Here is a 25,777-nt window from a genome sequence, read left to right as displayed (position 1 = left end):
GCCGTCGCCCAGGCGCGGTGCGCCGCGGATTCACCGCCCGAGCACGACCGCCCGCTCACCCGCGCGGATCGGTGCCGAGAAGCGATTGCCCGGGGGCGGCTGGGGGCACACGTATTGATCGGAGAAGGCGCACGGAGGCAGGTAGGCGCGATTGAAGTCGATGATCACGGAGCCGTCGGATGCCGGTTCTTCGACGGGCAGGAAGCGGAAGCGATAGGTCTCGGTGCCGTTGGTGCCGTCTGCGAAGACCGCGCTCAGGCCGCCCTGGGGCGTGCGCGTCGCGGCGAGCGTCACCGCGACGCCGTCGAGCGTGAACCGCAGCCGTCCGGCGAGGTCGGACTCGTGCGAGCGACCGTCGACAGAGGTCACGGTGATCGTCTCGCCCGGCGTCGGCTCGAACACCGCGGCGATGCGCCATCCCTTCCGAGGCGGATACGCGTCGATCGCGCTGAATCGCTCCCGCTCCGGCCGCCTCGGGTTGAACACCCGCAGCGCCACCTCGCCTCGCCTGTCGAACACGCGCAGCTCGCGGCGTCCGAGTCGCAGCGTGTCACGGCCCCTCAGCGTGACCACCGATCCTGCGGTGCCGAGATCGCTGCCGCGGATCCCTCCGTCTCCCGTCAGCGCCCAGAGTCCGGGCACCCCCTCGACGGCAGCGGGCTCGGTGATGAGCCAGTTCGTCGACTCGAGCGCGGCCGGGCCGTACTCGGCACCGGCATAGCGCTCTCGCGAGTCATGCCATGCACGCCACTCGTCTTCGAAACCCACCCCGCACCTGCCTCTCGCCGCGAATCTATGCGGAGGAGTGGCAGACATGCCGAGATGACGTCACGCGGATTCACCCGCTGTAACGCGGGTTCACGGGGCGTAACACGCCGACGCGCGACGTGCGCGGCGCGACGCTCGCGGCGCGAGTGGATCAGCGCGGGGGGATGCGGGTGTCGAGCCACGACAGGATGTCGGCCCTGACCTCGTCCTGCTGCAGCTCGTTGAAGATCTCGTGACGCGCATCGGGGTAGACGAGCGTCGTGATGTCGGTGAGCCCCGATCGCGTGCGGTATTCGTCGGCGAGCTTGTGCACGCTGCGGGGGCCGCCGACCGGGTCGTCGCGGCCGACGAGCAGCAGCAGCGGGATGTCGCGGCCGAGGTCCTTGCGCGGTCGTCCGTAGAGCTTGGCCGCTTCGACGGGTCCGAACAGCTTCAGCAGAGGGACGTCGGTGGTGAGCGGATCCTCGTCGAACGAGGTCCACACCGCGGAGTCGCGACTCAGCCATTCGAGGCCGGTGGCGTCGTCCGCCGCCCAGCGGGCGTTGAGCGGTGCGGCGTTGAGCGACCCTGGTGTGCGCAGAGCCGACCCCGACAGGATCACGGCATCCCACGCCTCGGGGTGGTCGTTCACGAGCATCTGCGCGAGGAACGAGCCCCATGAGTGCCCGAGCAGCACGAGCGGCAGGTCGGGATGCTCGTCTTTGATGATTCCGGTGAGCTGCCAGACCGCCGCCTGCGCCGCGCGCAGTCCGCCCTTGCCGAGGCGGCCGAGCTTCTCAGGTCCGCCGTGCTGACGGATGCCGGTGCGACCGTGCCCGCGATGATCGTCCGCGTAGACGATGAACCCCGCCCCGGTCAGCGCGGCGATCAGCGCCCCGTAGCGACCGGCATGCTCACCCACGCCGTGCAGCAGCTGCACGACTCCCCGCGCATCGCCCACCGGCGGGTGCACGTCGTAGACGATGGCGATGCCGTCGGCATCCGTGAATTCACGCGTATCGGTCACGCCCCCACCCTACTGAGAGTGCACGACGTGCGTCAGGCCGAAGGCCCGAGATGCCTCAGCTCGAGAGCGCGGCGATGACGCCCTGCGCGATCTCGAGGTCGGTGACCTCGTACCCCCCGACGCCGTCGGACGCCGACCCCATGCGCACACCGCCGTCTTCGTGCACGATGCGCTTCGCGGAGAAGTGCAGGGCATCGACGCCGGCTGCGACGAGGGCGGGAGCACTGGCGGCATCCACTCCGCTGCCCGCCATGATCTCGATCTCTCCGGCTGCCTCGGCGACGAGCGCGCGCAAGGTGTCGATGCCGTCGATCGCGACCGAGGCGCCACCCGAGGTGAGCACGCGACGAAGACCGAGATCCCGGGCGGCGACGAGCGTCGCGACGGGGTCGGGGGTCACGTCGATCGCGCGATGCAGGGTGACGGATGATCCGTCGGCGGCGTCGCGCAGTCGCCGCATGGCGGGGATGTCGAGCAGCCCCTCGTCGTCGAGCGCACCGATCACGACACCGTCGGCGCCCGCCTCGATCGCACGGCGGACGTCGCTCTCGGCGATCATGATCTCGTCGGCGGTGTAGCGGAAACCGCCGGCCCGAGGGCGGACGAGCACATGCACCTCGACCCCGACGGCCCGTGCCGCATCGATCGACAGGTCGAGGGTCGCCGACGACGGGGTGAGGCCGCCGAGAGCGAGCGCCTGAGCGAGTTCGACGCGCGCGGCGCCGATGGCCCCGGCGATGCGCACTCCGGTGGGGTCCTGCACGGCGATCTCGAGAGCAACGGGTCGGGTCATCCGTCCATTCTGGCCTGTCGGCGGCGGCCGATCCGACGCACGCTTCCCATCGGGAGGGAAATTACTTAGACTGTCTAAGTAATGTCTGCGACCGATGATTCCCTCCAGCTCACCGCGACAGACCTGCGCATGGCGACGTTCCGACTCGCACGGCGCCTCCGCTCGGCCCGCGCCGTCGACGCGATGAGCGACGCGCAGCTCGCGGTGCTCGCGACGCTGCGCATGCACGGCCGCCGCACGATCACCTCCCTGGCCGAACGAGAGCGGGTCACCGCGCCGTCGATGACGAACATGATCAACGGCCTCGAAGAGCAGGGTTTCGTGTTCCGCACTCCGGATGCCGAAGACCGGCGACGCGTGCAGGTCGACATCACCGAGGCGGGCACCGAGATCGTCGCGCAGACCATCCGTCGGCGCGACGAGCTGCTGGCCGAGATGCTCGGCGAACTCGACTTCACCGAAGAGGAGCTGACGACGCTGCGAGAAGCGAGCGCCCTGATGCGCAAGGTGGTCGACCGATGAGCGCGATGTTCCGTTCGTTCTCGAACATCAACTACCGCATCTGGTTCGCCGGGGCCCTGGTCTCGAACATCGGTGGCTGGATGCAGGCGACGGCGCAGGACTGGGTCGTGCTCACTGAGCTCACCGACAACGACGCCGCGGCCATGGGGTTCACCATGGCGCTGCAGTTCGGTCCGCCGCTCGTGCTCGTGAGCCTCACCGGATGGGTCGCCGACCGCTTCGAGCGCCGCCGCATCCTGCTCGCCACCCAGAGCGCCCTGCTGCTGCTCGCGATCGCCGTCGGTGTGCTGCTGCTGAACGGCGTGATGACACTGCCGATGATGTTCTGCTTCGCCGCCGCGTTCGGTGTCGTCAACGCGTTCGACGCACCCGCGCGGCAGGCGTTCGTCTCCGACATGGTCTCGGCCGGCGACACATCGAACGCGGTCGCCCTCAACTCGGCATCCTTCAACCTGGCCCGCATGATCGGCCCGGCCGTCGGCGGTCTGCTGATCGTCGCGATCGGCTCTGGATGGGTGTTCATCGCGAACGCCGTGACGTTCCTCGCGATGCTCGTCGCGCTCATGCTGCTGCGCACCGGCCAGCTCGCCCCTCGACTGAAGAACCGCCGTCCTGGCGGCCTCGCCGAGGGCTTCCGCTACGTGTGGGGTCGCAGCGACCTGCGGGTCGTCTTCGTGACCGTGTTCCTGATCGGCGCGTTCGGCATGAACTTCCCGATCTTCGCCTCGACCATGGCGATCGAGTTCGGGGCTGGAGCCGACGGCTACGGAGTGCTGAGCTCGGTGCTCGCGATCGGCTCGCTCGCCGGGGCGCTGCTGGCTGCCAGGCGCGACCGCGCTCGCGTGCGGGTCGTGGTCTTCGCGGCGGGCGGATTCGGTGTCGCCGCCTTCATCTCTTCGGCGATGCCGACCTATCTGACCTATGCGATCACGCTGACATTCACCGGGTTCATGATCGTGACGCTGCTCACGACCGCCAACGGATACGTGCAGATGACCACGGCCCCGGCGCTGCGTGGGCGCGTGCTCGCGCTCTACATGGCGGTGATCATGGGCTCGACGCCGGTCGGCGCCCCGATCGCCGGGTGGGTGGCCGACACGTTCGGCCCGCGCACGGCGATCATGCTCGGAGGCACCGCCGGCTTCGTCGCCTGTGCGATCGGCGCGATCTGGATCTTCACCTCGGGTCGACTGCACCGCTCGGAGGACAGCCGATTCCTGATGACTCTCGACGAGACGCGGCCTCTGAACGTCGTCGATGAAGCCGACATCCTCGAGAAGGCAGACCCCGTCGAGTTCAGCGACGAAGCGGCCGTCACGACGCCGATCCGCACATCGAAGAAGGAGTGACCCTCTTTCTGAGCGCGTGGCAGCGATTTGTCAATGCCCTCCACGTGCAGGCGGGGCAGACATACGTTCGCCGCATGGACCAGAACACAGGACGCACACCGCACGCCGAAGAGCCCGCCGAGGGCACCACCGCGCAGAACCCGGAGCACAACACCGCGCCCGATGGGCAGTCGTCCGTCGAGCGTGACGAACTCCGCGGGAACGCGCAGGGTGCGAACCAGGGCGGCGCGATCCAGGGCGACAGCTCACACGGCGACTCCCCTCGCGGAGCCATCCAGGGCGACGCCGACGAAGCGAACGCTCAGGGCGCAGCCCAGGGTGGCGCGATCCAGGGTGACAGCTCGCACGGCGAATCGCCTCGCGGAGCGATCCAGGGTGATGCCAGCCCCGACCGCGACGCCGCGCTCGGGGGAGACGAGCACACCGAGGACCAGCTGACCGCCGACAACGAGATCGAGCGCGACTCGCTTCGCACGCTCAACCCGGACGACGCTCCGGCGTGACCGGCGGTACGACGAAGGGGGCGGATGCTGCGGCATCCGCCCCCTTCGTCCACTCACAAGTGTTGAAAGAGACTGTCAACCTCTGCATCCATGGATACCCCCGATTGCCCCCAGGAACCGCGACCCCTGTCGTCATCGTCATCAGGTTCCCAGACTTCCTCCAGCTCACCTCGAATTCGGTCTTCGAGATCGGAGTAGTCACCAGAGACGTATGTCATCAGATTCTGCATCGAGCTGAGCATCTCGAAAGTTGAGTCATACCCATAGTTGGAGGGGTTGTCCAGCACCACTTCAATCTGTCCGACCATCCTGCCTTCGAGTTCTATATCGAGACCGGATTCCTGTCTCCTCTCGAAATCGAGAGCAGCTGGAAACTGAGAGACATCAAGATACTCGTTATCCCAAGCCGTTCGAACACATTGGGCTAGCTGCTCAAGCTCCTTCTCATCGAGCAATGGCTCCAACCGATCAAAGGCTGCAACGAGGGCATCGATGTCGGTCGCGCTCTTCGCCGCAGCGGAAAGGGTGTCACGAAGAGAGGGAATAGCGGTCACGAGGACACTCTGTCGTTGGGAGAAGGCATCGGCCAACGCAGAAACGACTCGCACAACGTTGTCCGGATCTCTTATTCGCTCCAGGACTTCGTCGAGCGCAGCCCGGAGCATCATCAAGGCTGCGTACTGATCTTCTCCAGAAAGTGTGCGCCACGGCCTGGACGCGTTCCTTCCCGACCCCGAGACCATCACGAGCACAGCAACAATCGATGATTCTGGCGCTTCGCGAAGGTAGATTTCCAGGTCGCGGGGCGACTCGAGCAAACGCCCCAAGAGGAAGTCACGGATACTTGGGTTCTTCGGCCCCAATGCGATCGCCCCGTCAGGGCGATGTGTGGAGGTCAAGAAGATTCCCTCCAGGACATCAATGTCGCGATCTACCGGAAGGTCGACACGACCTCGGCCGCGCAACATACGCTCGGCACAATCGACGGCTTTGCTCCTCTCGATGCTGGTAGCGCCGGTCCCGGCCATGACCGCGAGGGCTCGTTGCGCGGGAGTCAGCTCAACGGCAAATACGTCACGCCACAATGCGTCCGGATTTTCGAACGTTTCAAGCATAAACTTGGCAAACCCTGATTGCGCCGGGATTCCGCCTTTGGCCGTGGCAGCATTAATTACCGACTCGATCAAACGAGGGTTATAGTTCTTGTGCCGTATAACCGCTCGGTACAATGACCCGCTAACCAAACTCGCTCGAGCGCGCTTACCCAGCTTCGAGTAGTACACATGATTCAACAGAATGTGAGCGCGCTGGAACTGACTGTAAGCCGAGATGTCGACGACTACTTTTGTCTCGAGCACATCCGCTTTCCGCAGCTTGCTGTACGTCGATTGAGCCGCTGTGAGTATGTACTCGCGAGTAGTCAAAATCATGCGGTGCGACGGTGATTCAGCGAGGCGCCGAGCAAGCACATCCAGTGAGTGATCTTCGCCGCGGGATAGCTTCTCCATCAGCGACGTCTGGCCAAGAAAATCGTCATAGAGGAAAATTTGCCGCTCGCCCGGACGCCAAGCTCCCTCAATCTCGCTCGCGTTTCGGACGTCGAAGACCTCGTATCCGTCGGCGGCATAAGTGAGCCCGATAGACTCCGCGAGCGTCGTTTTCCCCACCCCCGGCGGGCCCGTAACGATGCACAGACCGTATCGGTCGAGGGTCTCCTGGACCCGCCGCGTCGCGCTGCTTGTCACGAATAGTCGCGCTCGCGCCGACGCTCGGTCCAGGAAGTAACGCTGCCGCTCAAACAGAGCATGGTTAATTACGCCTTCGAGGACCGCAAGACTCGATACGTAGAGCTTTACGTGCGCGCGCTCAACTCTTGGGTGCCGCGTCAGCAGATTCTCCAGGTCTTCGCGAGCAAGGATTCGCTCGTCCCTCAACCCCTGCTTTGCGAACACCTCTGAAGTCGACCTCTTGGAGGCAGGCGTTGCGGTCGCGGTGGTCGCCAGCCAGTACTCCCCGAATTTCTTACCGGATAGCTTCGCCGCTTCGCGCGCCAGACTCGACTTCAACTGCGAGAGAGTCTTTGAAGGCGAATGCTTACATTGCACTGTGCGTAACGCGTTGGCCGTCAGCAGACGGACATCCACCCCGCCATCCGGGCCGGGGGAAAAAGACTCTAGCCGCTCACCCCATTCCTCTTGCAACAGGTCGCGAATCAGACATTCAAAGTCGTAGGAAGAAAGAGATTCGTAGGCGCGCATCCAGTGACTCAGAAGTCCCAGTTCTTGCCGGCGGAGGATCGGAGGGGCGGAATCATGCGGTTTCTGCCAAGTTGCTGTCTGCTCGTGCCTTCTGCGTGCCACTCGCGGCTGTCTACCGCTCTGGCCGCAGTCGTGGACCAGGCGCACTCCCCCAAGTTTACTCGCCGCGGGCCCACCCAGACAGCTCGAATCAGCACTCCGGCTGGACGGCGCACGTCAGTCAAGTCTTCATCGGGCGGCCGGGAAGGTTACGCACGACCTTTAGTCGGATTCACAGCCTGTTAGATTGCTACGAGAGGACGTGAAGCCGTTAGCGCCGCGGTCTTCCTTCCATTCGTGCTAAGAGCGCTTGGCCGTGTCGGCCATTTCAATCGGCGGTCGAGCGTCACGCTTTCCGAGACTTGTTGATCGTTGCGCACGGTAGGTTCAGCCTGCGTGCTGAGATCGCTAGGCGATTCCTCCTCCATCGACCACCAACGCCGTACCGGTAACGTACGACGAGTCGTCGCTCGCGAGCCAGACCACGGCCTGGGCGACCTCATGCGGCTCGCCCATACGGCGCAGCGGGCGGTCAGCAGCCTCGGCGAGGAACGCGTTCGTGTCCTGCGCGAGCTGACGTGCCTCTTCGCGCAGCATCCCGGTGTTCACGTCGCCAGGGTTGACCGAGTTCACCCGGATGCCGGCGGGCCCGTGGTCGATCGCCAACGCGCGGGTCATGTTCACCACGGCGCCCTTCGAGGCGCAGTACGAGATCGCCTGACCCCCACCCTTCAGCCCCCAGCCGGAGCCGGTGTTGATGATCGAGCCGCCGCCTGCGGCCTCCATGATCGGCACGATGTGCTTGCACATGAGGAAGATCGACCGCACGTTCACGCCGAATACACGGTCCCACTCCTCGACGGTGGTCTCGACCGCGGTCGTGCGCCGGATGATGCCGGCGTTGTTGAAGACGACGTCCACCCCGCCCAGCTCGGCGACCGCGGTCGCAACGACGCGCTCGATGTCGGCTTCGCTGGACACATCGGCGGCGATGGCGACCGCCGTACCGCCGGTCTCGCGGATCTCTGCCGCGACGGCCTCGGCGGCCTCGGCGTTCAGGTCCACGACCGCGACGGCGGCGCCTTCCGCGGCGAGCGCGATCGACGTGGCGCGACCGATGCCGCCGGCTCCGCCGGTGACGATGGCCTTCTTGTTCTCGAGACGCATGGGGTTCCTTTCGAGTGCTTTCAGACGGGGGTGAGTTCAGGGGCGGTCACGGCATACAGGCTGCTCGTGCCCACGCCGGTGACGATGCGGACGTGCCCGGCCAGACGGGCGTCGAGCTCGAGATCGCCGGTGTCGACGAGGAGGGGACTGCCGTGCAGATCGAGGAGTTTCTGCTCCGACGCGACGACGAGAAGCGGGTCGTCGCCGAGAGCACGGAGAACGGATGCCGAGAGCTGCTGGTTGCCGCGCCCCAACAGAAACCCCTGGCCGCCGATCACGGTGACGACCGCCTGCGCCGGGCCGAGCGCGATCTCGGCGAGCAGCCGCTGCTCGCTCGCGGCACGCACGACGACCGCACCGTCGAGCACCACGTCGACGCCGAGCGGACTGCCTTCGACGCCGAGCTGCCTGGCGATCTCAGCGGTCGTGCCGCCGGGGCCGAGGAGATACCGGATGCCGCGACGCATCCGGGCCACGGCGCCACGGGCGGCCGCCGCGACAGCCGCGGCTTCCGACGCCGGGGTCGCCGCCTTCCGCGCCTGCGTGCGACCGGCGAGGTACGGCACCCGCAGCATCGCGTAAAGGGTGGGTTCGACCCGTGAGCGGCGCATCGCGGCCTCGTCGATGTCGAGCACCTCGCGGTCGGCGGTGGGCAGACCGCCGCGGGTCACCCAGTCGGCGGCGAGCGCTCCCGCCGCGCGAGGACTGACCGCGAACACGGGTGAGTACATCTTCACGCCCGCCGGAACGCCGAGCACAGCCGGCATCCGAGCCTCGGGCTCGCCGGTTCGGCGTTCATAATTCAGCAAGGACGGCATCGCATGGTCCGATTCAGGGCCCGGAACGGGCCTACCTCCACGTTCTGACTGAATTGTGAACGCGGAAGCGACCGCACCGAGTCCGGCCGCTGCGTCCCGCAGGGTCCCGTCGCCACCGACGACCAGCACGAGATCGGCTCCTGCCTCAACGAGCGCAGCGACGGCGCGCGCCGTGTCGGCGGCTTCCGTGGAGCGCGTCGGATCAGGCACTCGTGCGAGGTCAGGCCGATTCAGCGGGGAATCGCCTGATTCCGCGCGTCCGCCTGATTCCGCGAGACCTCGAGACGACAGGGAAGGCTCGTACACGACGCGAGGCACGAGGCCCGCCGCTCGAACGGCATCAGCCCCCATCGCCCCGGCAGCTGTCACAACCTCAAGTCCTGGATGCCGCGCGGCCAGCACCGTCAACGCCAAGGCCGCCCGCTCCTGCACGTGCGAACGCGCACCACGCGAAGCCGCGAGGCGCTGCACGTCCGCACCGTCGGAGCCGGCGAGACCCGCAGGCCCGCCGACTCCGGCGACAGGGTTGACGACCAGTCCGATCACGAGGCGACGGACTCCTCGAGCGAGCGCGCGACGTCGTCCGCCGGCACCTCGTTGAAATACTTCCGGCGGTACGCGCGCCAGGTGACCGCCCACAACTCCGGGTCATCCAGGGAGTCGTGATGGGTGTGGTGCACGGTCTGATTGTGCGGAGCCGTGCGGACGAGCTCCGGGTCTTCGCGAGCCTCCTGCGCCACCCGGGCCAGTGCCGTGACGTATTCGTCGATCTCGGTCTTCGAGTAGCACTCGGTGGGCTCCAGCGTGAACGGCTGCGGCACCACGTAGGGGTGATGGCTCGTCCAGTAGTGGAACCCGTAGTCGGCCATCCGGATGCCGATCTCCTCCGACGTGATGCCGGTGTCCTCGAACAGCTCCTGCCAGGAGTACCGCACCTGCTCGATGCGGCGTCGGCCGGTCGCGTAGGGCGCCGAGGCGCCCGGGATCTCGAGCACGCGAGAGAGCAGGTAGTTGTTGTTCAGCACGGCGATCTGCGACGCGGTCAGCAGGCCTTCCGCACCGAGCGCCATGATCCACGCGTACGCACGCACCACGTGCAGGATGACGCCGTGTGCCGGTGCAACGTGCCCGATCGAGAGCTCACCGGGTTCGCGGACCACGAAGCGGCCGTCGACCTTCTCGACCCGCTGCCCGGGAAGGAAGGGCGCGAGCGCCGCGGACACCGCGTTCGCCGCAGCGCCGGGCCCACCGCTGCCGTGCGGCGCCGAGAACGTCTTGTGCAGATTGAACTGGCAGACATCGAACCCGGCGTCGCGGGCACGGGTGATCCCGAGGATGCCGGCAGCATTGGCCTGGTCGTACGAGGCGAGAGCGCCCACCGCATGCGCGGCATCGACCCACTCCTTGATGGCCGGGTTGTAGATGCCGGTGTCCTCGGGGTTCGTCACCATGATCGCAGCGGTCCGCTCGGACAGCGCGGCCTTCAAGGCATCCAGGTCGGGGTAGCCGTCGGCATCCGGGTAGATCGTGATGATCTTGTACCCGGCCACCTTCGCGGCGGCCGCGTTGGACGGGTGGCTGAAGATCGTCGTGATGACCTCGTCCCGCTGATCTCCCTCGCCGCGGGACTCGTGGTACGCCCGGATCATCGCGATGTTGGTCCAGATGCCGGCCGAACCGCCGGGCGACGCCAGCGAGACGGCATCCATTCCGGAGATCTCCTGCATCATCTGCTCGAGCCGCCAGATCAGCTCCAGCGCGCCCTGCGTGTCGGCGGGGTCCTGAGCCGGATGCAGCGCACGCAGCTGTGGCACCTCGATGAGCTGATCGTTGATCTTCGGCGAGTACTTGATCGTGCACGTGCCCTGGCCGATGTCGACGTTCAGGTCGGAGCCGAGGTTCTCCTGAGACAGCCGCAGGAAGTGCTTGAGCACGCGCATCTGCGCGATCTCGGGCAGCGCCGGCGGAGCAGGGCGCCGCATGCCCTCGGGCAGATCGGCGAGGACATCACCGACCGCCTCACGCACGGTCGGCTCGACCGGCGTGATCGACACCCCGCGCTCGCCCGGCGTGGACAGCTCGAAGATGATCGGCTCGTTCCAGCTCGCCTGGTGGAAGCGGCGGGGGCCGGTGGTCGGGGCGATGGGGAGGCTCATGCGCCGTGCTCCTTGGTGTCATCGGAAACGAAAGCGGAAACAGCCGTTGCGAGGCGATCGATGTCCGCGGCGGAGACGGCCTCGGTCACGCACACCAGCAGCGTCCGCTCGCCGAGGACGACACCAGGCTCGATCCCCTCCGCGCGCAGTGCGGCCACCACATCGGCGGCACGCACCGACGAGAACGTCACCGTGAACTCGCGCAGATGCAGCGCAGTGTCGCCGAGCGCGACCCCCGGGATCGCCGCGAGCTTCTGCTGCGCATACCGCGTACGAGCCAGCAGCAGTTCGCCCAGCTCTGCCATCCCGGCCGGCCCCATGAGCGAGAGGTAGACGCCGGAGGCGATGCCCCACAGCGCGGCGGCCGTACCGACCCATTCCTTGCCCTCTTCGCGCTGCGCGAAGGAGGTGCGCTCGTAGGCGACGTCGCCGAATCCGTACTCCCCGGCCACGTCGGTGGACTCGAGTCCGAACAGGCGCGAGGGCATCTCCATGACGAAGCGCTCGTCGTCGTGCACCGCGATGAAGCCGGCGTGCGCACCGCCGAACCACTGATGCAGCCCGAGCGACTGGATGTCGCCGGTGACGATGTCGGCGCCCTGCATCGACGGCGGGGTCAAGACGCCGTAGCCGATCGGGTCGGTGCCGACCACGATGATCGCGCCAACCGCGTGCGCAGCCGCGGCGATCTCGGCCAACCGCGTCTCGACGGCACCGGTAGCGCTCGGCGTCTCGATCCACACAGCGGCGACACTCTCGTCGAGCCGCCCGATCAGCGCGTCGAGGTCGGCGGTGCCGTCGGCGGGGACGACGCGCTCGATCTCGAGATGCGTACGGATGTAGTCGTGCACCTTGGAGTGCTTCTCGGGCAGCACATCGCTGAGGGCGAGCACGCGACGGCGCCCCGTGAGTCGGCCGGCCATCGCAAGCCCCGTCGCGGTGGCCTGGTACCCGTCGTAGGTCGGCACGTTCACGACGTCCATCGCGAGCAGCTCGGCCATCATCGACTGATACTCGAACAGCGCCTGGAAGCGCCCGTGGTCCTCGTAGGGTTCGCCGGCATACGCGGTGAGGAACTCGCTGCGGCGGATCACCTCGTCGACGACCGCCGGCACGTAGTGGTTGTACGTGCCCGCGCCGAGGAAGCTCAGCCGCTCCTCCGTGGAGCGGTTCGTCGCGAGGATGCCGCGCACGTGACGCGCGAGATCCTGCTCGGCGATCAGCGGCTCGGGCAGGTCGAGCGCGCGCTGCAGACGCAGCTCGTCGGGGACGTCGGCGTAGAACTCCTCGACGGATGCCGCGCCGACAGCCTCGAGCATCGCGTCGCGCGATTCCGGGGCCGTGTTGGGGATGTACGGATGCACGAACGTCGTCATGCTTCCTCCTTCAGATCGTTGTCGCGCCGCGGATCGTCGACGCGCAGCGGGGTGGTCAGGGTGGCGAAGGGGGCGGACCCGGAGCGCGGCGCCGCGAGCACCGCTGCGCCGAAGCGCTCGAGTTCCAGCCGGCCCTCATGACGGATGCCGGTGAGCAGATCGGTTCCGGCGCCGGGCAGGGCGAACGCGACCGGTGTCCGGCCGTGATTCAGGTAGAACGTGTAGTCGGTGGTGTCGTCGGATCGGGTGACCACCTCGACGTCGACGTCGGTGTCGTCCCGGGCCGGCAGCCCCGCGCCTCGCAGGACGTCGCGGAAGATGGCCAGCATCCCGTCGGGCTCCACCATCGCGCTGAGGTACCAGGCCGAGCCCTCGCCCACGGCGCGGCGGGTGACCGCGGGCAGACCGTCGAGCTCGCCGCCCGCGTACGAGCCGTGCACCTCGACGTCGGCATCCGTCTCGATCCACTCGCTCCAGTGCGGCACCGCCAGGGCCGAGCCGGCGTAGTCGATGCGCGAGGTGAGGCCGTCGGCGATCGGCCACTGCTCGTCGACCTCGACGCCGAGAAGCTCGCGCAGCAGTCCGGGAGCACCGCCGTCGTGCACCTTCTCGGTGGCATCCACCACGCCGGAGAACGGACCGACCACGAGGTGTCCGCCGCGTTCGACGAACGCACGGAGCGCGTCGGCCTGCGGCTGCTCGACGATGTAGAGGTTCGGCACCACGACCACGTCATACGCGTCGAACGGACCGGTCGCGCGCACGGCATCCGTCGGCTGACCGAGCGTGTAGAGGGCGCGATGCCAGGCGCGCGCCTGCGGCGCCCACTGCAGCCGCTGCGAGGGGAGCGACTCGGCGGCGCTGGTCCCCCACCACGAATCCCAGTCGACGACCAGTGCGACACGGGAGCGCACGCGCGTGCCGCGCACCGGCTCGAGCTTCTTCAGCTCGAGGCCGAGCGCCTTGGTCTCCCGGAAGCTGCGCGACCGCTCGCCGCGGTGGCCGAGCATCGACGAGTGGAACTTCTCCTGCCCGTACTTCGCCTGCCTCCACTGGAAGAACATCACGGCATCCGACCCGTGGGCGACGGCCTGCAGGCTCTCCACCCGGATCTTGCCCGGGGCCTTCGGCACGTTCACGTCGCGCCAGCTGGTGGCGCTCGCCGACGATTCGAGCAGCAGCCACGGCTGTCCGCCCTTGAGCGAGCGCATCAGCCCGTAGTTCAGCGCGGCGCCGACGTGCGAGGTGGGATCGGCAGGCTCGGGGTAGGCGTCGTCGGTCACGACGTCTTCGACGGCCGCGAAGTCCCAGTAGTCCAGGTCACGGAACATGCTCATGAAGTTCGTGGTCACCGCGATGTCCGGCGTGACCTCGCGGAGCACGTCGATCTCGAGCTGAAAGAGCTCCAGCATCGCGTCGGACGAGAACCTCTCGAAGTCGAGGAGCTTGGTGGGGTTGACGGGACCGGGCGCCTTCTTCGGCGTCTCGATGTGCTCCCACGAGGTGTATCGCTGACCCCAGACGTTCACTCCCCACGCCTCGTTGAGCCCGTCGAGATCGCCGTAGCGAGCCTGCAGCCAGCGCCGGAAGTGCCGCGCGGATTCGGGGCACCAGCAGCGGGAGACGTGGTCGCCGTACTCGTTCGAGATGTGCCACATCGCGAGTCCGGGATGCTGGCCGTACCGCTCCGCCATGGCGCGAGCCATGCGGGCGACGTTCTCGCGCCACACCGGTGATGACGGGCAATAGGTCTGGCGCGATCCGAACTCGAGCCGGTGCCCCTCGGCATCCCACGGCGCCATCTCCGGGTGCGCACGCAGCAGCCAGGAGGGCGGGGTCGCGGTGGCGGTGGCCAGGTCGATCGCGATACCGGCATCCCAGAGCAGATCGATGATGCGATCGAGCCACGCCCAGTCGTAGACGCCGGGGGCGGGCTCCAGCTGGGGCCAGCTGAAGATCGGCAGGCTCACCATGTTCACGCCGGCCTCGCGCATCAGACGGATGTCGTCGTGCCAGGTCTCCTCCGACCACTGATCGGGGTTGTAGTCGCCGCCGAAGGCGAGCGCGTCGAGTCGGACGCGGCGGATCTGCTGTTCGGGCGATCCGACAGCTGATTCGGGTACGGGCACGACGGCTCCTCTCATAGTTGTCTCGGCCAAATCCCTACGAAATACTGGCGGAAGTCACGATTGGTTGTATTCTGTATACAACACATTAGGGCGTTGCTCAAGTTTGGTCAACCCATAGGCTGGCGGCCAAGGCGACAGAAGAGGGGACGTATGGCAATCGAACGCAAAAACTTGCGCTCACAGGTTCGACAGGAGTTGCTCAACCGCATGCGCGCGGGTCTTGTAGAGCCAGGCGAGGGCATCAACGAGGTGCAGCTCGCCACAGAACTGGGCGTCAGCCGAACTCCCCTGCGCGAGGCCCTGATAGCCCTGGAGTCCGAGGGTCAAATCGAGAGCGAGAACGGCAAAGGCTTCCGCTTCGTCCCACTCAGCGCCTCCGAGTTCCACGATCTCGCGCCCGTCATGGCCGCGCTTGAGAGCCTTGCCCTCGAGCTCAGCCCGCCGGATTCGTTGCGTGCAATCGGCCTTCGGCTGAAGGAAATGGCGGACGCTTTCGCAGACGAGCTCGTCGAGCACCAGCTCGTCATCACAAAAGACGACGAGTGGCACAGCGTTATGCTGTCGGCTTGCCCGAACGCACGACTTCTGGCCGTGATCGAAAACGTGCGCAGCTCGTTCCACCGGTATGAGTCTCTGCTCGTGCCGGAAGACGTCAAGGTCGAGCGCGTCGCCGCAGAGCACGTCGAGATCGCGCGTCACCTCGCCGACGGTGACATCTCCGGAGCCGTTGAAGCGCTCAAGCTCAACTGGCTGCACGGCATGCAGCGCATCCTCGACAACGCGTCGAGTAGCTACTTCACCGCGTAGGAGCTGACACTTTCGACGGTGGACGTAGCGAGTCTCAGTACGCGGTCGAGATAGGTTCAATATCGTGCCGAAAACGGAGGACTACTAGGGTGTTGCAACGGCTCGACGGTTGGCCTGGCGCACGGTTAGGCTCTTGCTGGTAGTCGCCACCTGCTCGGAAGGTCGTCCGTCGTGTTCTCTTCTCTTGTGCTCTCGCATTGGGCTCCGGGTTCTCTCGGTGGTTCGCCAGAGGGCGAGGTGGTGGTCTCGGTCGATCCGACCCTCTCGGCAAATCGGTCGGTGTCGCTGCTGCGAGTCAAAAGTGGAGCTTTGGTGCTCTCACTCTCGACAGCACGGGCGAATGAACTCGGATTCACCGATGGGGAACGTGTTGACGGTGGGGAAGTCGCCGCTCGGCTCAGGGGAGCAGGGATCTCACTTAACGACCCCGACCACCTCTTCTACGTGACTCTCCCCGACCAGGTGGCGCTGCGAGACGCGGCTCAGGGCTCTGCGACGCGCCAGCTCACCACCGTCGATGCAGCGTTGTTCGAGGAGTTCACGGGTGAAGCTCCCGAGGTCGATCTCGACGAGGCGTTTGTCGAGCTCGATCACTGGCTCGTCTTCGGCACCTTTGTCGGCGACAAGCTGGTCTGCGTTGCCAGCATGTATCCGTGGAGCGGAACCCAGCTCGCTGATCTGGGGGTGATCACGCTCCCAGCGTTCCGCGGCCAAGGCCTGGGACGCGAGACCGTTCGGGCGATTAGCGCCGAGGCGCTCGGGCGGGGATATGAGCCGCAGTATCGCTGTCAGCTCGATAACGCTTCCTCTGTCGCACTCGCTCGAGCGGCGGGATTCACGCAGTTTGGTGAGTGGGAGGTCATAGTCACTGATGAGTGATGTTCACTCGACGTGGCCCATTGGAGAGTCGCGGCGAGGCAGATACCGGCGTGGTAGTTGCGGGCAGTCTTGTCTGAGCGCATCGCGATGCCGCGCCACTGCCTGAGCTTGGTGAAGCAGCGTTCGACAACGTTGCGGCCCTTGTAGCGCTCCCTCTGTTCACTCCCAAAGTCGATGGGTCGGCCGGGGCGCCTGCGGCGGTGGCGATCTGATCGTCGCGCTCGGGGATCGTGGCGGCGATATCTAACTCGCGCAGCCAGGCCCGGTTCGCTTTCGATGGGTAGCCCTTGTGCGCGAGCAACCGGTCTGGTCGGGTCCTCGGCCTGCCCGTGCGGCCGAGGACGCGGATCTCGGAGAGCGTGTCGATCAGCATGCTCGTGTCTGCTGTCTGCCCTGGCGTCAGCACGAACGCGAGTGCTCTACCTTTCCCGTCGCAGACGAGGTGGTTCTTCGTGGTCAACCCGCCGCGAGAGCGGCCGATCGCGTGATCAGGGGACTCCGTGCCGAACTTCTTGTAGTTCGACAGAGACCCCTATGTCCCCCTTCAGGGTCGCGCCATGCTGGTGCACGCGCACGATCGTCGAGTCGATCGACGTGACCCAGTCCAGCTCGCCGCGCTGATGCACGAGCGACTGGACCTTCTCGAGAACCCCCGCCCAGCCACCCTGCGCGGACCACCGATTCAAGTTCCTGTAGATCGTGTTCCAGTTTCCGAACCGCTCCGGGACGTCCCGCCATGGCGCGCCGGTTCGGTACCGCCACGCGGTCGCCTCGACCACCATCCGACGATCCACAGGTGGACACCCTATCGTCCTCGCGACTGGGAACAGCGGGCCGATCACAGCCCAGGCCTCATCGGAGATCTCGGTACACGCCAAACTGCAAGCGTCGCCCGCACGCCGCCCTTGTCCCTTTAGCAACACGCCCGAGCCCAAATCCTATTCGATCTCCGGGCCCACACCCTGTTGCGGCTCCCGAGCATACGGGGACGCACGCTCGCGAAGTGAGAACGGGAGAACACCGAACTGCTCCGGAAGAACGCGCCCTTCGCGGCCAGCGCACCGCGTCATGAAAGAATCTGTCAAACGAGCCTGCTCTCACCCTTTTACGGCCCCGCCCAGCAGACCCGCGACGAATTGCTTCTGGAAGATCAAGAACAGCAGCAGCAGGGGAAGCGTCGCCAGCAGTGACCCCAGCATGAGACCGGAGTAATCTACGCGGCTCATGCCGATCATCGTGTTCAGCGCGACCGGTACCGTGTAGTTCGCTTCGGTGTTCAGCATGAGCAGCGGCCAGATGAACGCGTTCCATTGACTGATGAACGTGTAAATCACGAGCGCTGCGATCTGCGGCTTCGCGACCGGCAGCACGATCCGGTAGAACGTGCGCAACTCGCTCGCGCCATCGATCCGCGCCGCCTCGATCAGGCTCGGCGGGAAGTCGAGGAAACCCTGCCGCATGAGGAAGATTCCGAACGCGTTCGCCAGGAACGGCAGTATGACGGCCTGGTAGGTGTCGATCCATCCCATGCCCGCCATGATCTGGAACAGCGGGACGAGCAGTACCTGCATTGGGATCATCATCGTCACGAGCACGAGCGCGAGCAGCACGCCGCGACCGCGGAACCGGAAGGTAGCTAGACCGTAACCGCACATAATGCTCACGATCGAACTGAACACCGTGTAGATCACCGCGATCAGCAGACTGTTGAGCATTACCCGGCTGAAGCCGATGCTCTCCTCCAGTCGCGCGAGGTTCTCCCACAGTGCGCCGCCGGGAAGCACCGGCAGCGGAGTGCCAAACAGCTCGGATGACGGATGCGACGACGCGATGACCATCCACAGGAACGGAATGATCGACACCACGGAGGCCCCGATTAGCAGAAGATACAGCGGCAACCGCAGCATCCTCGATCGGGCGCCGCGCTTCCCTGCGCCAAGGCTGCCTTTGTGTCGGCCTAAGGTCACCGCTGTTTGGGTATCGAGGTCTGTCATGGCTTCTCCCTCATGACCCGGAATTGCACCACAGCGATGATCGCGGTGATCAGCACCAGCATCCATGCGATCGCGGATGCGTAGCCGAAGTCGAACTGCCGAAACCCGACCTTGTACAGATAGAGCACCGGGGTGAGCGTGGCATCGTTGGGACCGCCTCCGGTGAGGATGAAGTTCTCGTCGAAGAGCTGCAGCGCACCGATCGTCGAGGTGATTCCGGTGAAGATCAGCACCGGCCGCAGCTGCGGCATCACGACGCTCCAGAACGTCTGCCAACGTCCAGCCCCGTCGACCTTCGCCGCCTCGTACAGCTCCGGCGGGATCGACTGCAGGCCCGCGAGGATAATGACCATGTTGTAGCCGGTCCACCGCCAGGTCACTGCGGCGATGACCGAGACACGCGCCCACCACTCGCTGTTCAGCCAGTCGACCGGAGCGATGCCGATCACGCCGATCACCTGATTCACGGCCCCGCCGTCAGTGGCGAGCAGCACGCGGAACACCACCGCGTACGCGACGAGCGTGGTCACCGCAGGGAGGAACGTGAGCAAGCGAAAACCCGATCGCCACCGCAGCCACGACTGATTCAGCAGATATGCGAGGCCCACCGCGAGCGCCATCATCAGCGGCACCTGGATCACGAGAATCAGGCCTGCATTGAAAAGGCTCTTTGCGATCAGCGGATCGGAGAACAGACGGACGTACTGCCCGAAGCCGACGAAGCTCGTGACACCGCCCTCAGTGCGGAACAGGCTCTGCCAGAGCGACGCACCCAGCGGGTAGGCAAAGAACAACAGGAGCAGGGCGGCAGCCGGCAGCACGAACCATCGCCCCGCCCTGCCCGGATCCAGCCGTCGGCGGTTGGACCCGGGCGAGGTGGCGGAAGTCATGGCTGCGCCGCGACCTCTCGCCCTGTCGAGGTCGCGAGCTGCTTCGCCGCGTCAGCGAGCACCGTCGCCGGATCGCCGCCGTTCAGCACCGCAGCGGACACGGCATTGGCGACGATGTCAGTGGCCTCCGCGCTGTCGGATGTGTACACGATCGGGGGGATCTGACTGGTGAGCTCGGCGAACGTCTCGTACACCGGCTGGCCGCCGAAGTACTCGACCGGCTCAGAGAAGTAGTCCGATTCCAGGGCGGTCAGGTAGGACGGGAATAGGCCCTCTTCAGCCATCATCGACAACTGGTTGTCGGCATCAGCAAGGACGAAGTTGACGAACGCGGCGGCGAGCTGCGGGTTCTTCGCCTGCGTGGGTACCGCCAGCCCCGAGCCGCCGTTGTTCGAAGTTCGGGTGCCGCCTTCGTCGAAGGCCGGTAGCGGCAGGACCGCGTACTTGCCGGATAGTTCTGAAGCGTCACCCTGCAGCGTGCCGATCCACCAAACAGCCTCGGCGGTCACGGCGGAATCGCCGTCCTTCGCAGAGGTGACCCGGCCGTCCCATCCGGTGACGTTCTTGATGAGGCCGGCTGCGTTCATCTCCTGCAGCATCGTGAGCACACGCACCGCTTCCGGGGAGTCGAGTGTGATTTCACCGTCGTCGTTGAAGAGCCCCTGACCGAGCTGCTGCAGCAACATCTGGAAACCGCCACCCGCGGCGATGTCGGTGGACAGCAGCGTGTGACCGGTCTTCTCTTTGATTGTCATACCCGCCGCAATTAGGTCATCCCAGGTTTCGATCGTCTCGAGGTCGACGCCCGCTTCCTCAATGATGTCGGTACGGTAGTAGAGTCCCACGGTGCCGGAGTCCCAGGGCGCGATGCGCAATGATCCACCGGCATCCGATCCGGCCGACCATTTGAACGGGTCGAAGTCGGCCTCGTCACCGCCGAGGATCGGGTTCAGGTCGAGCATCCCCTTCGGGAACTGCGTGATGTAGCCGGGGGCCGCATCCGTCTCGATCGTGACGACGTCGGGAAGTCCCGTTCCGGCCTGGAACCCGACCGACATCTTGTCGTAGGCGTTGTCGTAGCCCACGTCGACGACGTTCACCGTCGCGCCGTCGTGCGCATCCTCAAACTCGGCGGCAAGGCGCTCGAGCGCCACGGCCCCGACGTCCCACGACCAGACCGTGATTTCGCCGTCAAGCTTCGCGTCGGGGTCTAGGACGGTGACTGATCCCCCATTTGGCACACCCCCGGTGGCGCAGCCGGCAAGGCCGAGCCCGACCGCCGCGAACACGGCCATCCCAGCGAATCTCATATTCTTCATGTCTGACTCCTTCGTCGTGCTAAATACTGCATACAGTCGGTGAGACTTCTCAAGTCATTCGAGATGGTGGGCGTCTAGGAGAGTTCGACCGCGAGGTCGATGAAGAGCGCTGCCGACCACCCGAACGCGGTCGTGGCGGTGCACGCCTTCTGCCCGGTGCGCGGGTTGAAGTACTCGTGAGGCCCGCCGCCGTGGATGACGAGGGCGACGGTCTGCTCGCGCAGCTCCCGCGCGCGCTCGGGGTACCCGGAGGCCTCGAGTCCCTCTGCGACGAGAGAATTCGTGTTCACCCAGACCGGTCCGCGCCACATCCTTTCGTCGGAGAAGTCGGGATCGGATGCCGCGACGGTGGGCAGTCCCCACTCCAGACCGAAGCGCTCGGGGTCGTCGACGGCCGCGCGCAGCGCCTCCACGATCGGTTCCGGCAGGGTGCCGGTCAGAAGGGGCATGAGCCCGACGATCGTGTCGCTGAATTGCGGCTCCCCTCCCCCGTGGGCGAGGAAGCGGCCGCGTTCGGCATCCCACATCGTCCACAGCAGCTCCTGCGTGCGAGCAGCTCGCTCGCGGAACCGTGAGACGTCGGCGTCCGGCTCGTAGCGATCAAGGAGATCGGCGATCTCGCGGTCCTGCCGCACCAGATACGCGCCGAGGTCGGGGGCGGCGGTCGGCAGCGGTCCGTCGAAGATCGGACTGTCATCGAGCCCGGAGGAGTACGGATGCCCGTACTCCGGCATCCCGTCGTGATCGAGGTCGCTCCCCGCGAACCACCAATCCTGCGAGCGGATGACACGGGCCAACTGCTCGCGCGCCCAGTCGGGCGCATCCTCGACTTCGAGCACCTTGCGCAGCGCCCACGCCGCGAGCGGCGGTTTGGTGAGCGGCACGGGCGCGCTCGGGTCGGCGATCTGCGAGCCGGCGCGGCGGAGGGTCGCGCGGTCGCTCTCGGGCAGGTCGTCGCTCGTCGCGAGAACTCCGAGCTCATGCACGACATCGGGCAGCTGTCCGTCGGGCTGCGGGAACCGGAAGGCGATGTCGAGCTGCTCGCGAGCGAGCCCAGGATCGCCGTGACGCACGCCGACCGCGATGAAGTAGGCGTCCCACTGCCAGAGGCCGACGTAGCCGATCTTCGAGGGCACGATCGCCCTCGAATCGCCCAGCGACGGCAGCTCGACGATGTTCGCTCCGAGCACCCACCAGCAGAACGCAGCCATCTCCTGCAGGTCGTCGCGCACGACCGGGCACTTCGCGAACCAGTCGGACCAGATGCGGTCCGTCGCGGCGAGCGCCGCGTCGTGGTCACCGGGTCCGACGGTCACGCTGCGGTCCGCGTCGATACGGATGCGGATGCCGTCACCGAGCGGATGCTGCTGCATCGAACCGTCCGGCAGTTCGAGCCGCACCGTGACGTCGGGGCTCCCGCCGATGCTCAATGTCGTGGGGTCAGCGAAGGTGAGCGTCGCCTCGGTCGTTGAGCGAGCGGAGCGAGACGAAACGCTCTCCCAGCCACCCTGGGTCCCTGAGCTTGTCGAAGGGCCGAACGTGACCCTGCCCGGCAGCACATCCGCCACCGGAAGCGCATGCCCTGCGGCATCCAGCACCGTCAGCCCGTCGAGCACCCGGCATTCCGAGAGCCGCCGCTCGTACTCCGAGGTGTGCACGCGGAGACCGTCGCCCTCGCGGAACACGAGCACGCGCGAGCGCGGGAGAGTGAACGGCGCGGAGACCAGGTCGAGGTGGCGGCCGGCGAGCGCCGCGGCATCCGTCATCAACGACCTCCGAGCCCCGAGGCGGCCATGCTGTTCAGGATCTTGCGCTGCCCGATCACGAACACGATCAGCATCGGCACGGTCGCGATCGCGGATGCCGCCATCACGAGGCCGTAGTTCACGGAGCCCTGCTGACTCTCGAACGCGTTCAGCAGCAGCGGCACCGTGAACAGGTCGGGCGAGTTCAGCAGCACGAGCGGGAAGAGGAACGCGTTCCACACGTCGAGCGCGACGATGATGCTGAGCGCCGCGAGGCCCGGCTTCAGGTTCGGCAGCACGACGCTCCAGAAGATGCGCCAGCGACCGGCGCCGTCGACGATGGCCGCTTCCTCGAGCTCCCGCGGCAGCGCGAGAACGAACTGGCGCATGAGGAACACGGCGAACGGGTTCGCGATGATTCCGGGGATGATCAACGCGAGATGCGAGTCGACCCAGCCGAGGTTCGACATCAGCAGGTAGAACGGGATGAGCGTGACCTGCTTGGGGATCATCTGCGTCGCGAGGAACACGATGAACAGCACGCGACTGCCCCCGAAGCGGATGCGTGCGAACGCGTAGCCGGCCATCGACGCGGTGATCAGCGTGCCAACGACGACGAGCAGCGCGATGTATCCGCTGTTCAGATAGGCCTGCGCGAACGGCACCGCATTCCACGCCTCCGCGTAGTTGTCGAAGGTCCACGGGCTCGGCAGGAACTCCAGCGGATTCTTCAGCAGCTGCGGCAGCGTCTTGAAGGAGGTGAGCAGCATCCAGATGAACGGGAACACCATCGCGATGCCGGCGATCACGAGCACGATGTGCAGGGCTGTCGCGCCGACGCGGCGGCGGGCACGACCGGCACCGGCACCGGCACCGCCGCGGCCGCGTTGCCGATAGCCGGGAGCGGTGATCGCGATGGTCGAGTCGGTGGCCGGAGCGGGACCGGTCAGCGGAGGGGTCTGGAGGCTCATGCGGGGTCATCCTCGTAGTGGACGAACTTCTTCTGCGCGCCGAACTGGATCGCCGTGATGACGAGGGTGAGGGCGAGCAGGATGATGCTCGCGGCGCTGGACGGACCGAACTCGAAGCGCCCGAAGCCCAGATCGAAGATGTGATAAACGATCGTGCGCGTGGCGTTGTCCGGTCCGGCGTTCTGCACGAGCACGTAGACGGTGTCGAAGGTCTGCAGCGATGAGATGAACGCCACGACCGACGAGAAGAACACGATCGGCGAGAGCAGCGGCAGGCGGATACCCGTGAACAGCCGCCAGGGACCGGCACCGTCGATGCGCGCGGCCTCGATCACCGAGGGCGAGATGTTCTGCAGCCCGGCGAGGAAGATCACGACGTTCAGGCCCATCGACGACCAGATGGTGACGATGCAGACCGCGAGGAGAGCGAGCTTCGGGTCCTGCAGCCAGTCCGGCGGGGTGATCCCGAAGACCTTTGAGATCGTGGTGGAGAGCAGGCCGTCGGCGCGGAACATCTGCTGCCAGATCATCGCCACCGCGACCGTCGAGGTCACGACCGGGGCGAAGAAGAGGACCAGATACAGCGTGCGCGTCTTCAGCTTCTCCAGCGCGACCGCGACGATCACCGAGAGGCCGAGACCGATCGGCACCGTGACGATCGCGATGATCAGCGTGTTGAGGATGGCGCGACCGAGCAGCGGATCCTGCAACTGATCGGCGAAGTTGGCGAACCCCACCCAGGTGAGGTCGCTCAGGCCGTCCCAGTCCGCGAACGCCAACACCAGGCTGGCGGCGAACGGCAGCACCACGAACAATCCCATGCCGATCATCTGCGGGCCGACGAAGACGTACCCCCACAGGCGATCGCGACGACGCCAGAGCGCCTCCTTGCGCAGGGGCGGGGCGGACGCCGCAGGTGCTGCCTGCGGCATCCGCCCGTTCTCGATGAGAGCGGTCACTCGTCTTACTCCGACCGTTCCTTGACCACGTCGGCGATGGTGTCGAGCGTCGCCTGAGCGTCGGCCTTGCCCTGGTAGAGTTTCAGGAACTCGTCGGCCACCGCGGTCGGCAGGCCCGAGATCATGGCCTCGGCGGGGTAGTCCTCGTAGCCGATGTCGCGCATGTCGAGGAAGGTCTGCGCGTGCGCGGGGTAGTCGCCCTCGAGCACGACTTCGTCGGCGCCCTTGATCGAGGGCACGGCGTTGCCGCCGCCCTCGAGTCGGAACGTCTGGCCTTCAGCGGAGAGGAACTCGGTCCAGAAGGTGAAGGCCGCATCCTTCACCTTCGTCTTGCCGTTGATCGCGAGGAAGCTGGTCGCGACGCCCGTCGGGGCGGCCTCGCCGTCGGGGGTCGGCCAGGGGACGATGTCGTAGCTGTCCTGCTCTCCGGTCGCGTCGACCGTGCCGATCGTGTAGCGGCCCTGCACGAAGAAGCCGGCCTTGTGCGTGACGAAGACGCTGTCGGCGCCGGCGCCGTCCGGGAGCGAGTCGGCGACGACGAAGGTGCCGTCCTGGAAGAGGTCGCCGAGCTGCTGCACGGCCTCGACCGTGTCGGCATCCTCGTTCGCGACGAAGGCGCCGGAATCGTCGTAGGGAGCCTCGAGACCCTGCGACGACAGCCAGCTCCAGTGGGTCGCCCAGTAGTTCCAGTACATGGTGCCGGTGAGGCCCGCGTCGTGGAGCTTCGCGTTCATCTCGAGGAACTTGTCGGTGGTCCACTCGCCGCTCTCGGCCAGGGTCGCGGGATCCTCGGTGATGCTGGCGGCGGCCAGTGCCTGCTTGTCGTACCAGAACACGTCGGGGTTCGAGTCGTTGGGGGCGGCGTACACCTCTCCGTCGTTCTCGGCAGCGCCGAAGAGGCCGGGGAAGAAGTCGTCCTTCTTGGTCTGGCTCTCCTTCGAGTCCATCAGCTCGTTCAGCGGCATGAGGCGCTTCGAGTCGACGAACTGCCCGATCTTGTCGTCGCCCACGTAGAACACGTCAGGGGCGGTGTTGCTGGTCAGCTGCGCGAGCAGCTTCGAGTGGTAATCGCCGTAGTCTGCGACCGGCTGCAGCTTGACCTTGATGTCGGGGTGGCGCTCCATGAAGTCCTTGTTGAACTCCTCGTAGCGGGTGAGTTCGTCGGCGGTGCCCCAGGTCGACCAGACGACCGTGGCGTTGCCATCGGCGTCAACCCCTCCGCCGCCGCCGCCGCCGCCCCCGCTGCACGCGGCGAGTCCCAGGGTCAGAGCGCCGGCGGCACCCAGTGCCAGATACCGCGTCAGGTTCGCACGTGCCATCTCGCTACCT

The 25,777-nt window shown here is 66.3% G+C and carries 23 protein-coding genes; 5 read left to right on the top strand and 18 right to left on the bottom strand.

The annotated features are described in order from the left end of the window. Positions 1-30: 30 nt before the first annotated feature. The 3 genes from RQG82_RS07075 to RQG82_RS07065 form a co-directional block, all read right to left on the bottom strand. Complete coding sequence (locus RQG82_RS07075) at positions 31-768, bottom strand: DUF1684 domain-containing protein (protein ID WP_311258400.1); 738 nt, start codon at positions 766-768, stop codon at positions 31-33. A 151-nt stretch (positions 769-919) separates the two neighbouring features. Beyond that, a complete protein-coding gene (locus tag RQG82_RS07070; RefSeq protein WP_311258399.1) occupies positions 920-1,774 on the bottom strand; it encodes an alpha/beta hydrolase in 855 nt (284 codons plus the stop codon). Positions 1,775-1,829: 55 nt separating this feature from the next. Continuing rightward, on the bottom strand, positions 1,830-2,567 hold the full coding sequence (locus RQG82_RS07065) for a copper homeostasis protein CutC (RefSeq protein WP_311258398.1): 738 nt from the start codon (positions 2,565-2,567) through the stop codon (positions 1,830-1,832). Between the two features lie 81 nt (positions 2,568-2,648). Here RQG82_RS07065 and RQG82_RS07060 point away from each other — a divergent pair, with 81 nt between their 5' ends. The 3 genes from RQG82_RS07060 (at position 2,649) to RQG82_RS07050 (ending at position 4,941) form a co-directional block, all read left to right on the top strand. Beyond that, positions 2,649-3,089 (top strand): MarR family transcriptional regulator, encoded by a 441-nt coding sequence (locus RQG82_RS07060; protein ID WP_311258397.1) that lies wholly within the window; start codon positions 2,649-2,651, stop codon positions 3,087-3,089. Between the two features lie 5 nt (positions 3,090-3,094). Further along, entirely contained in the window at positions 3,095-4,438 is a 1,344-nt protein-coding gene (locus tag RQG82_RS07055) for an MFS transporter (protein WP_311258804.1), read from the top strand. Between the two features lie 74 nt (positions 4,439-4,512). Further along, positions 4,513-4,941: a hypothetical protein gene (locus RQG82_RS07050; protein WP_311258396.1), complete on the top strand. Its 429-nt coding sequence runs from the start codon at positions 4,513-4,515 to the stop codon at positions 4,939-4,941. A 53-nt stretch (positions 4,942-4,994) separates the two neighbouring features. On the opposite strand, the gene RQG82_RS07045 is transcribed toward RQG82_RS07050, so the two are convergent. From RQG82_RS07045 to RQG82_RS07020, 6 genes are all read right to left on the bottom strand, one after another. Continuing rightward, the gene (locus RQG82_RS07045; protein WP_311258395.1) at positions 4,995-7,199 is read right to left on the bottom strand and encodes a restriction endonuclease; all 2,205 of its coding nucleotides are present in this window, start codon (positions 7,197-7,199) and stop codon (positions 4,995-4,997) included. A gap of 447 nt (positions 7,200-7,646) precedes the next feature. Continuing rightward, positions 7,647-8,405 (bottom strand): glucose 1-dehydrogenase, encoded by a 759-nt coding sequence (locus RQG82_RS07040; protein ID WP_311258394.1) that lies wholly within the window; start codon positions 8,403-8,405, stop codon positions 7,647-7,649. A gap of 20 nt (positions 8,406-8,425) precedes the next feature. Continuing rightward, a complete protein-coding gene (locus RQG82_RS07035; RefSeq protein WP_311258393.1) occupies positions 8,426-9,769 on the bottom strand; it encodes an NAD(+)/NADH kinase in 1,344 nt (447 codons plus the stop codon). After that, positions 9,766-11,379: an aminomethyl-transferring glycine dehydrogenase subunit GcvPB gene (gene gcvPB / locus RQG82_RS07030; protein WP_311258392.1), complete on the bottom strand. Its 1,614-nt coding sequence runs from the start codon at positions 11,377-11,379 to the stop codon at positions 9,766-9,768. The genes RQG82_RS07035 and gcvPB overlap by 4 nt, the downstream gene beginning before the upstream one ends. Then, positions 11,376-12,755: an aminomethyl-transferring glycine dehydrogenase subunit GcvPA gene (gene gcvPA / locus RQG82_RS07025; RefSeq protein WP_311258391.1), complete on the bottom strand. Its 1,380-nt coding sequence runs from the start codon at positions 12,753-12,755 to the stop codon at positions 11,376-11,378. Before gcvPA ends, gcvPB begins: the two co-directional genes overlap by 4 nt. Then, positions 12,752-14,884, bottom strand: a complete 2,133-nt coding sequence (locus RQG82_RS07020; RefSeq protein ID WP_311258390.1) for a beta-galactosidase — start codon at positions 14,882-14,884, stop codon at positions 12,752-12,754. The genes gcvPA and RQG82_RS07020 overlap by 4 nt, the downstream gene beginning before the upstream one ends. Positions 14,885-15,034: 150 nt before the next feature. On the opposite strand from RQG82_RS07020, the gene RQG82_RS07015 reads away from it, so the two are divergent. Then, complete coding sequence (locus RQG82_RS07015) at positions 15,035-15,691, top strand: GntR family transcriptional regulator (RefSeq protein WP_311258389.1); 657 nt, start codon at positions 15,035-15,037, stop codon at positions 15,689-15,691. Positions 15,692-15,931: 240 nt separating this feature from the next. Further along, positions 15,932-16,570, top strand: a complete 639-nt coding sequence (locus RQG82_RS07010; protein ID WP_311258388.1) for a GNAT family N-acetyltransferase — start codon at positions 15,932-15,934, stop codon at positions 16,568-16,570. Here RQG82_RS07010 and RQG82_RS20160 read toward each other — a convergent pair. The 9 genes from RQG82_RS20160 to RQG82_RS06975 form a co-directional block, all read right to left on the bottom strand. Beyond that, positions 16,557-17,051: a transposase gene (locus RQG82_RS20160; protein ID WP_396653588.1), complete on the bottom strand. Its 495-nt coding sequence runs from the start codon at positions 17,049-17,051 to the stop codon at positions 16,557-16,559. The two genes, RQG82_RS07010 and RQG82_RS20160, sit on opposite strands and share 14 nt — an antisense overlap. 7 nt (positions 17,052-17,058) lie before the next feature. After that, positions 17,059-17,493 carry a transposase gene (locus tag RQG82_RS20155; protein WP_396653572.1) on the bottom strand — a complete coding sequence of 145 codons (435 nt, stop codon included), beginning with the start codon at positions 17,491-17,493 and terminating at the stop codon, positions 17,059-17,061. Positions 17,494-17,667: 174 nt separating this feature from the next. Beyond that, entirely contained in the window at positions 17,668-18,564 is an 897-nt protein-coding gene (locus tag RQG82_RS07005) for a carbohydrate ABC transporter permease (RefSeq protein WP_311258387.1), read from the bottom strand. Further along, positions 18,561-19,454, bottom strand: coding sequence for a sugar ABC transporter permease (locus tag RQG82_RS07000; RefSeq protein ID WP_311258386.1), 894 nt, complete (start codon positions 19,452-19,454; stop codon positions 18,561-18,563). Before RQG82_RS07000 ends, RQG82_RS07005 begins: the two co-directional genes overlap by 4 nt. Then, positions 19,451-20,773 (bottom strand): sugar ABC transporter substrate-binding protein, encoded by a 1,323-nt coding sequence (locus RQG82_RS06995; protein WP_311258385.1) that lies wholly within the window; start codon positions 20,771-20,773, stop codon positions 19,451-19,453. The genes RQG82_RS07000 and RQG82_RS06995 overlap by 4 nt, the downstream gene beginning before the upstream one ends. Positions 20,774-20,847: 74 nt before the next feature. Then, the gene (locus RQG82_RS06990; protein ID WP_311258384.1) at positions 20,848-22,539 is read right to left on the bottom strand and encodes an MGH1-like glycoside hydrolase domain-containing protein; all 1,692 of its coding nucleotides are present in this window, start codon (positions 22,537-22,539) and stop codon (positions 20,848-20,850) included. Next, positions 22,539-23,489: a carbohydrate ABC transporter permease gene (locus RQG82_RS06985; protein ID WP_311258383.1), complete on the bottom strand. Its 951-nt coding sequence runs from the start codon at positions 23,487-23,489 to the stop codon at positions 22,539-22,541. Before RQG82_RS06985 ends, RQG82_RS06990 begins: the two co-directional genes overlap by 1 nt. Next, positions 23,486-24,448 (bottom strand): sugar ABC transporter permease, encoded by a 963-nt coding sequence (locus RQG82_RS06980; RefSeq protein WP_311258382.1) that lies wholly within the window; start codon positions 24,446-24,448, stop codon positions 23,486-23,488. Before RQG82_RS06980 ends, RQG82_RS06985 begins: the two co-directional genes overlap by 4 nt. Positions 24,449-24,453: 5 nt before the next feature. Next, positions 24,454-25,767: a sugar ABC transporter substrate-binding protein gene (locus tag RQG82_RS06975; protein ID WP_311258381.1), complete on the bottom strand. Its 1,314-nt coding sequence runs from the start codon at positions 25,765-25,767 to the stop codon at positions 24,454-24,456. Between the last annotated feature and the right edge of the window lie 10 nt (positions 25,768-25,777).

It is taken from the genome of Microbacterium sp. WCS2018Hpa-9, assembly GCF_031843745.1.
GTDB lineage: Bacteria > Actinomycetota > Actinomycetes > Actinomycetales > Microbacteriaceae > Microbacterium.
This window is presented reverse-complemented; position numbering and strand designations above follow the sequence as displayed.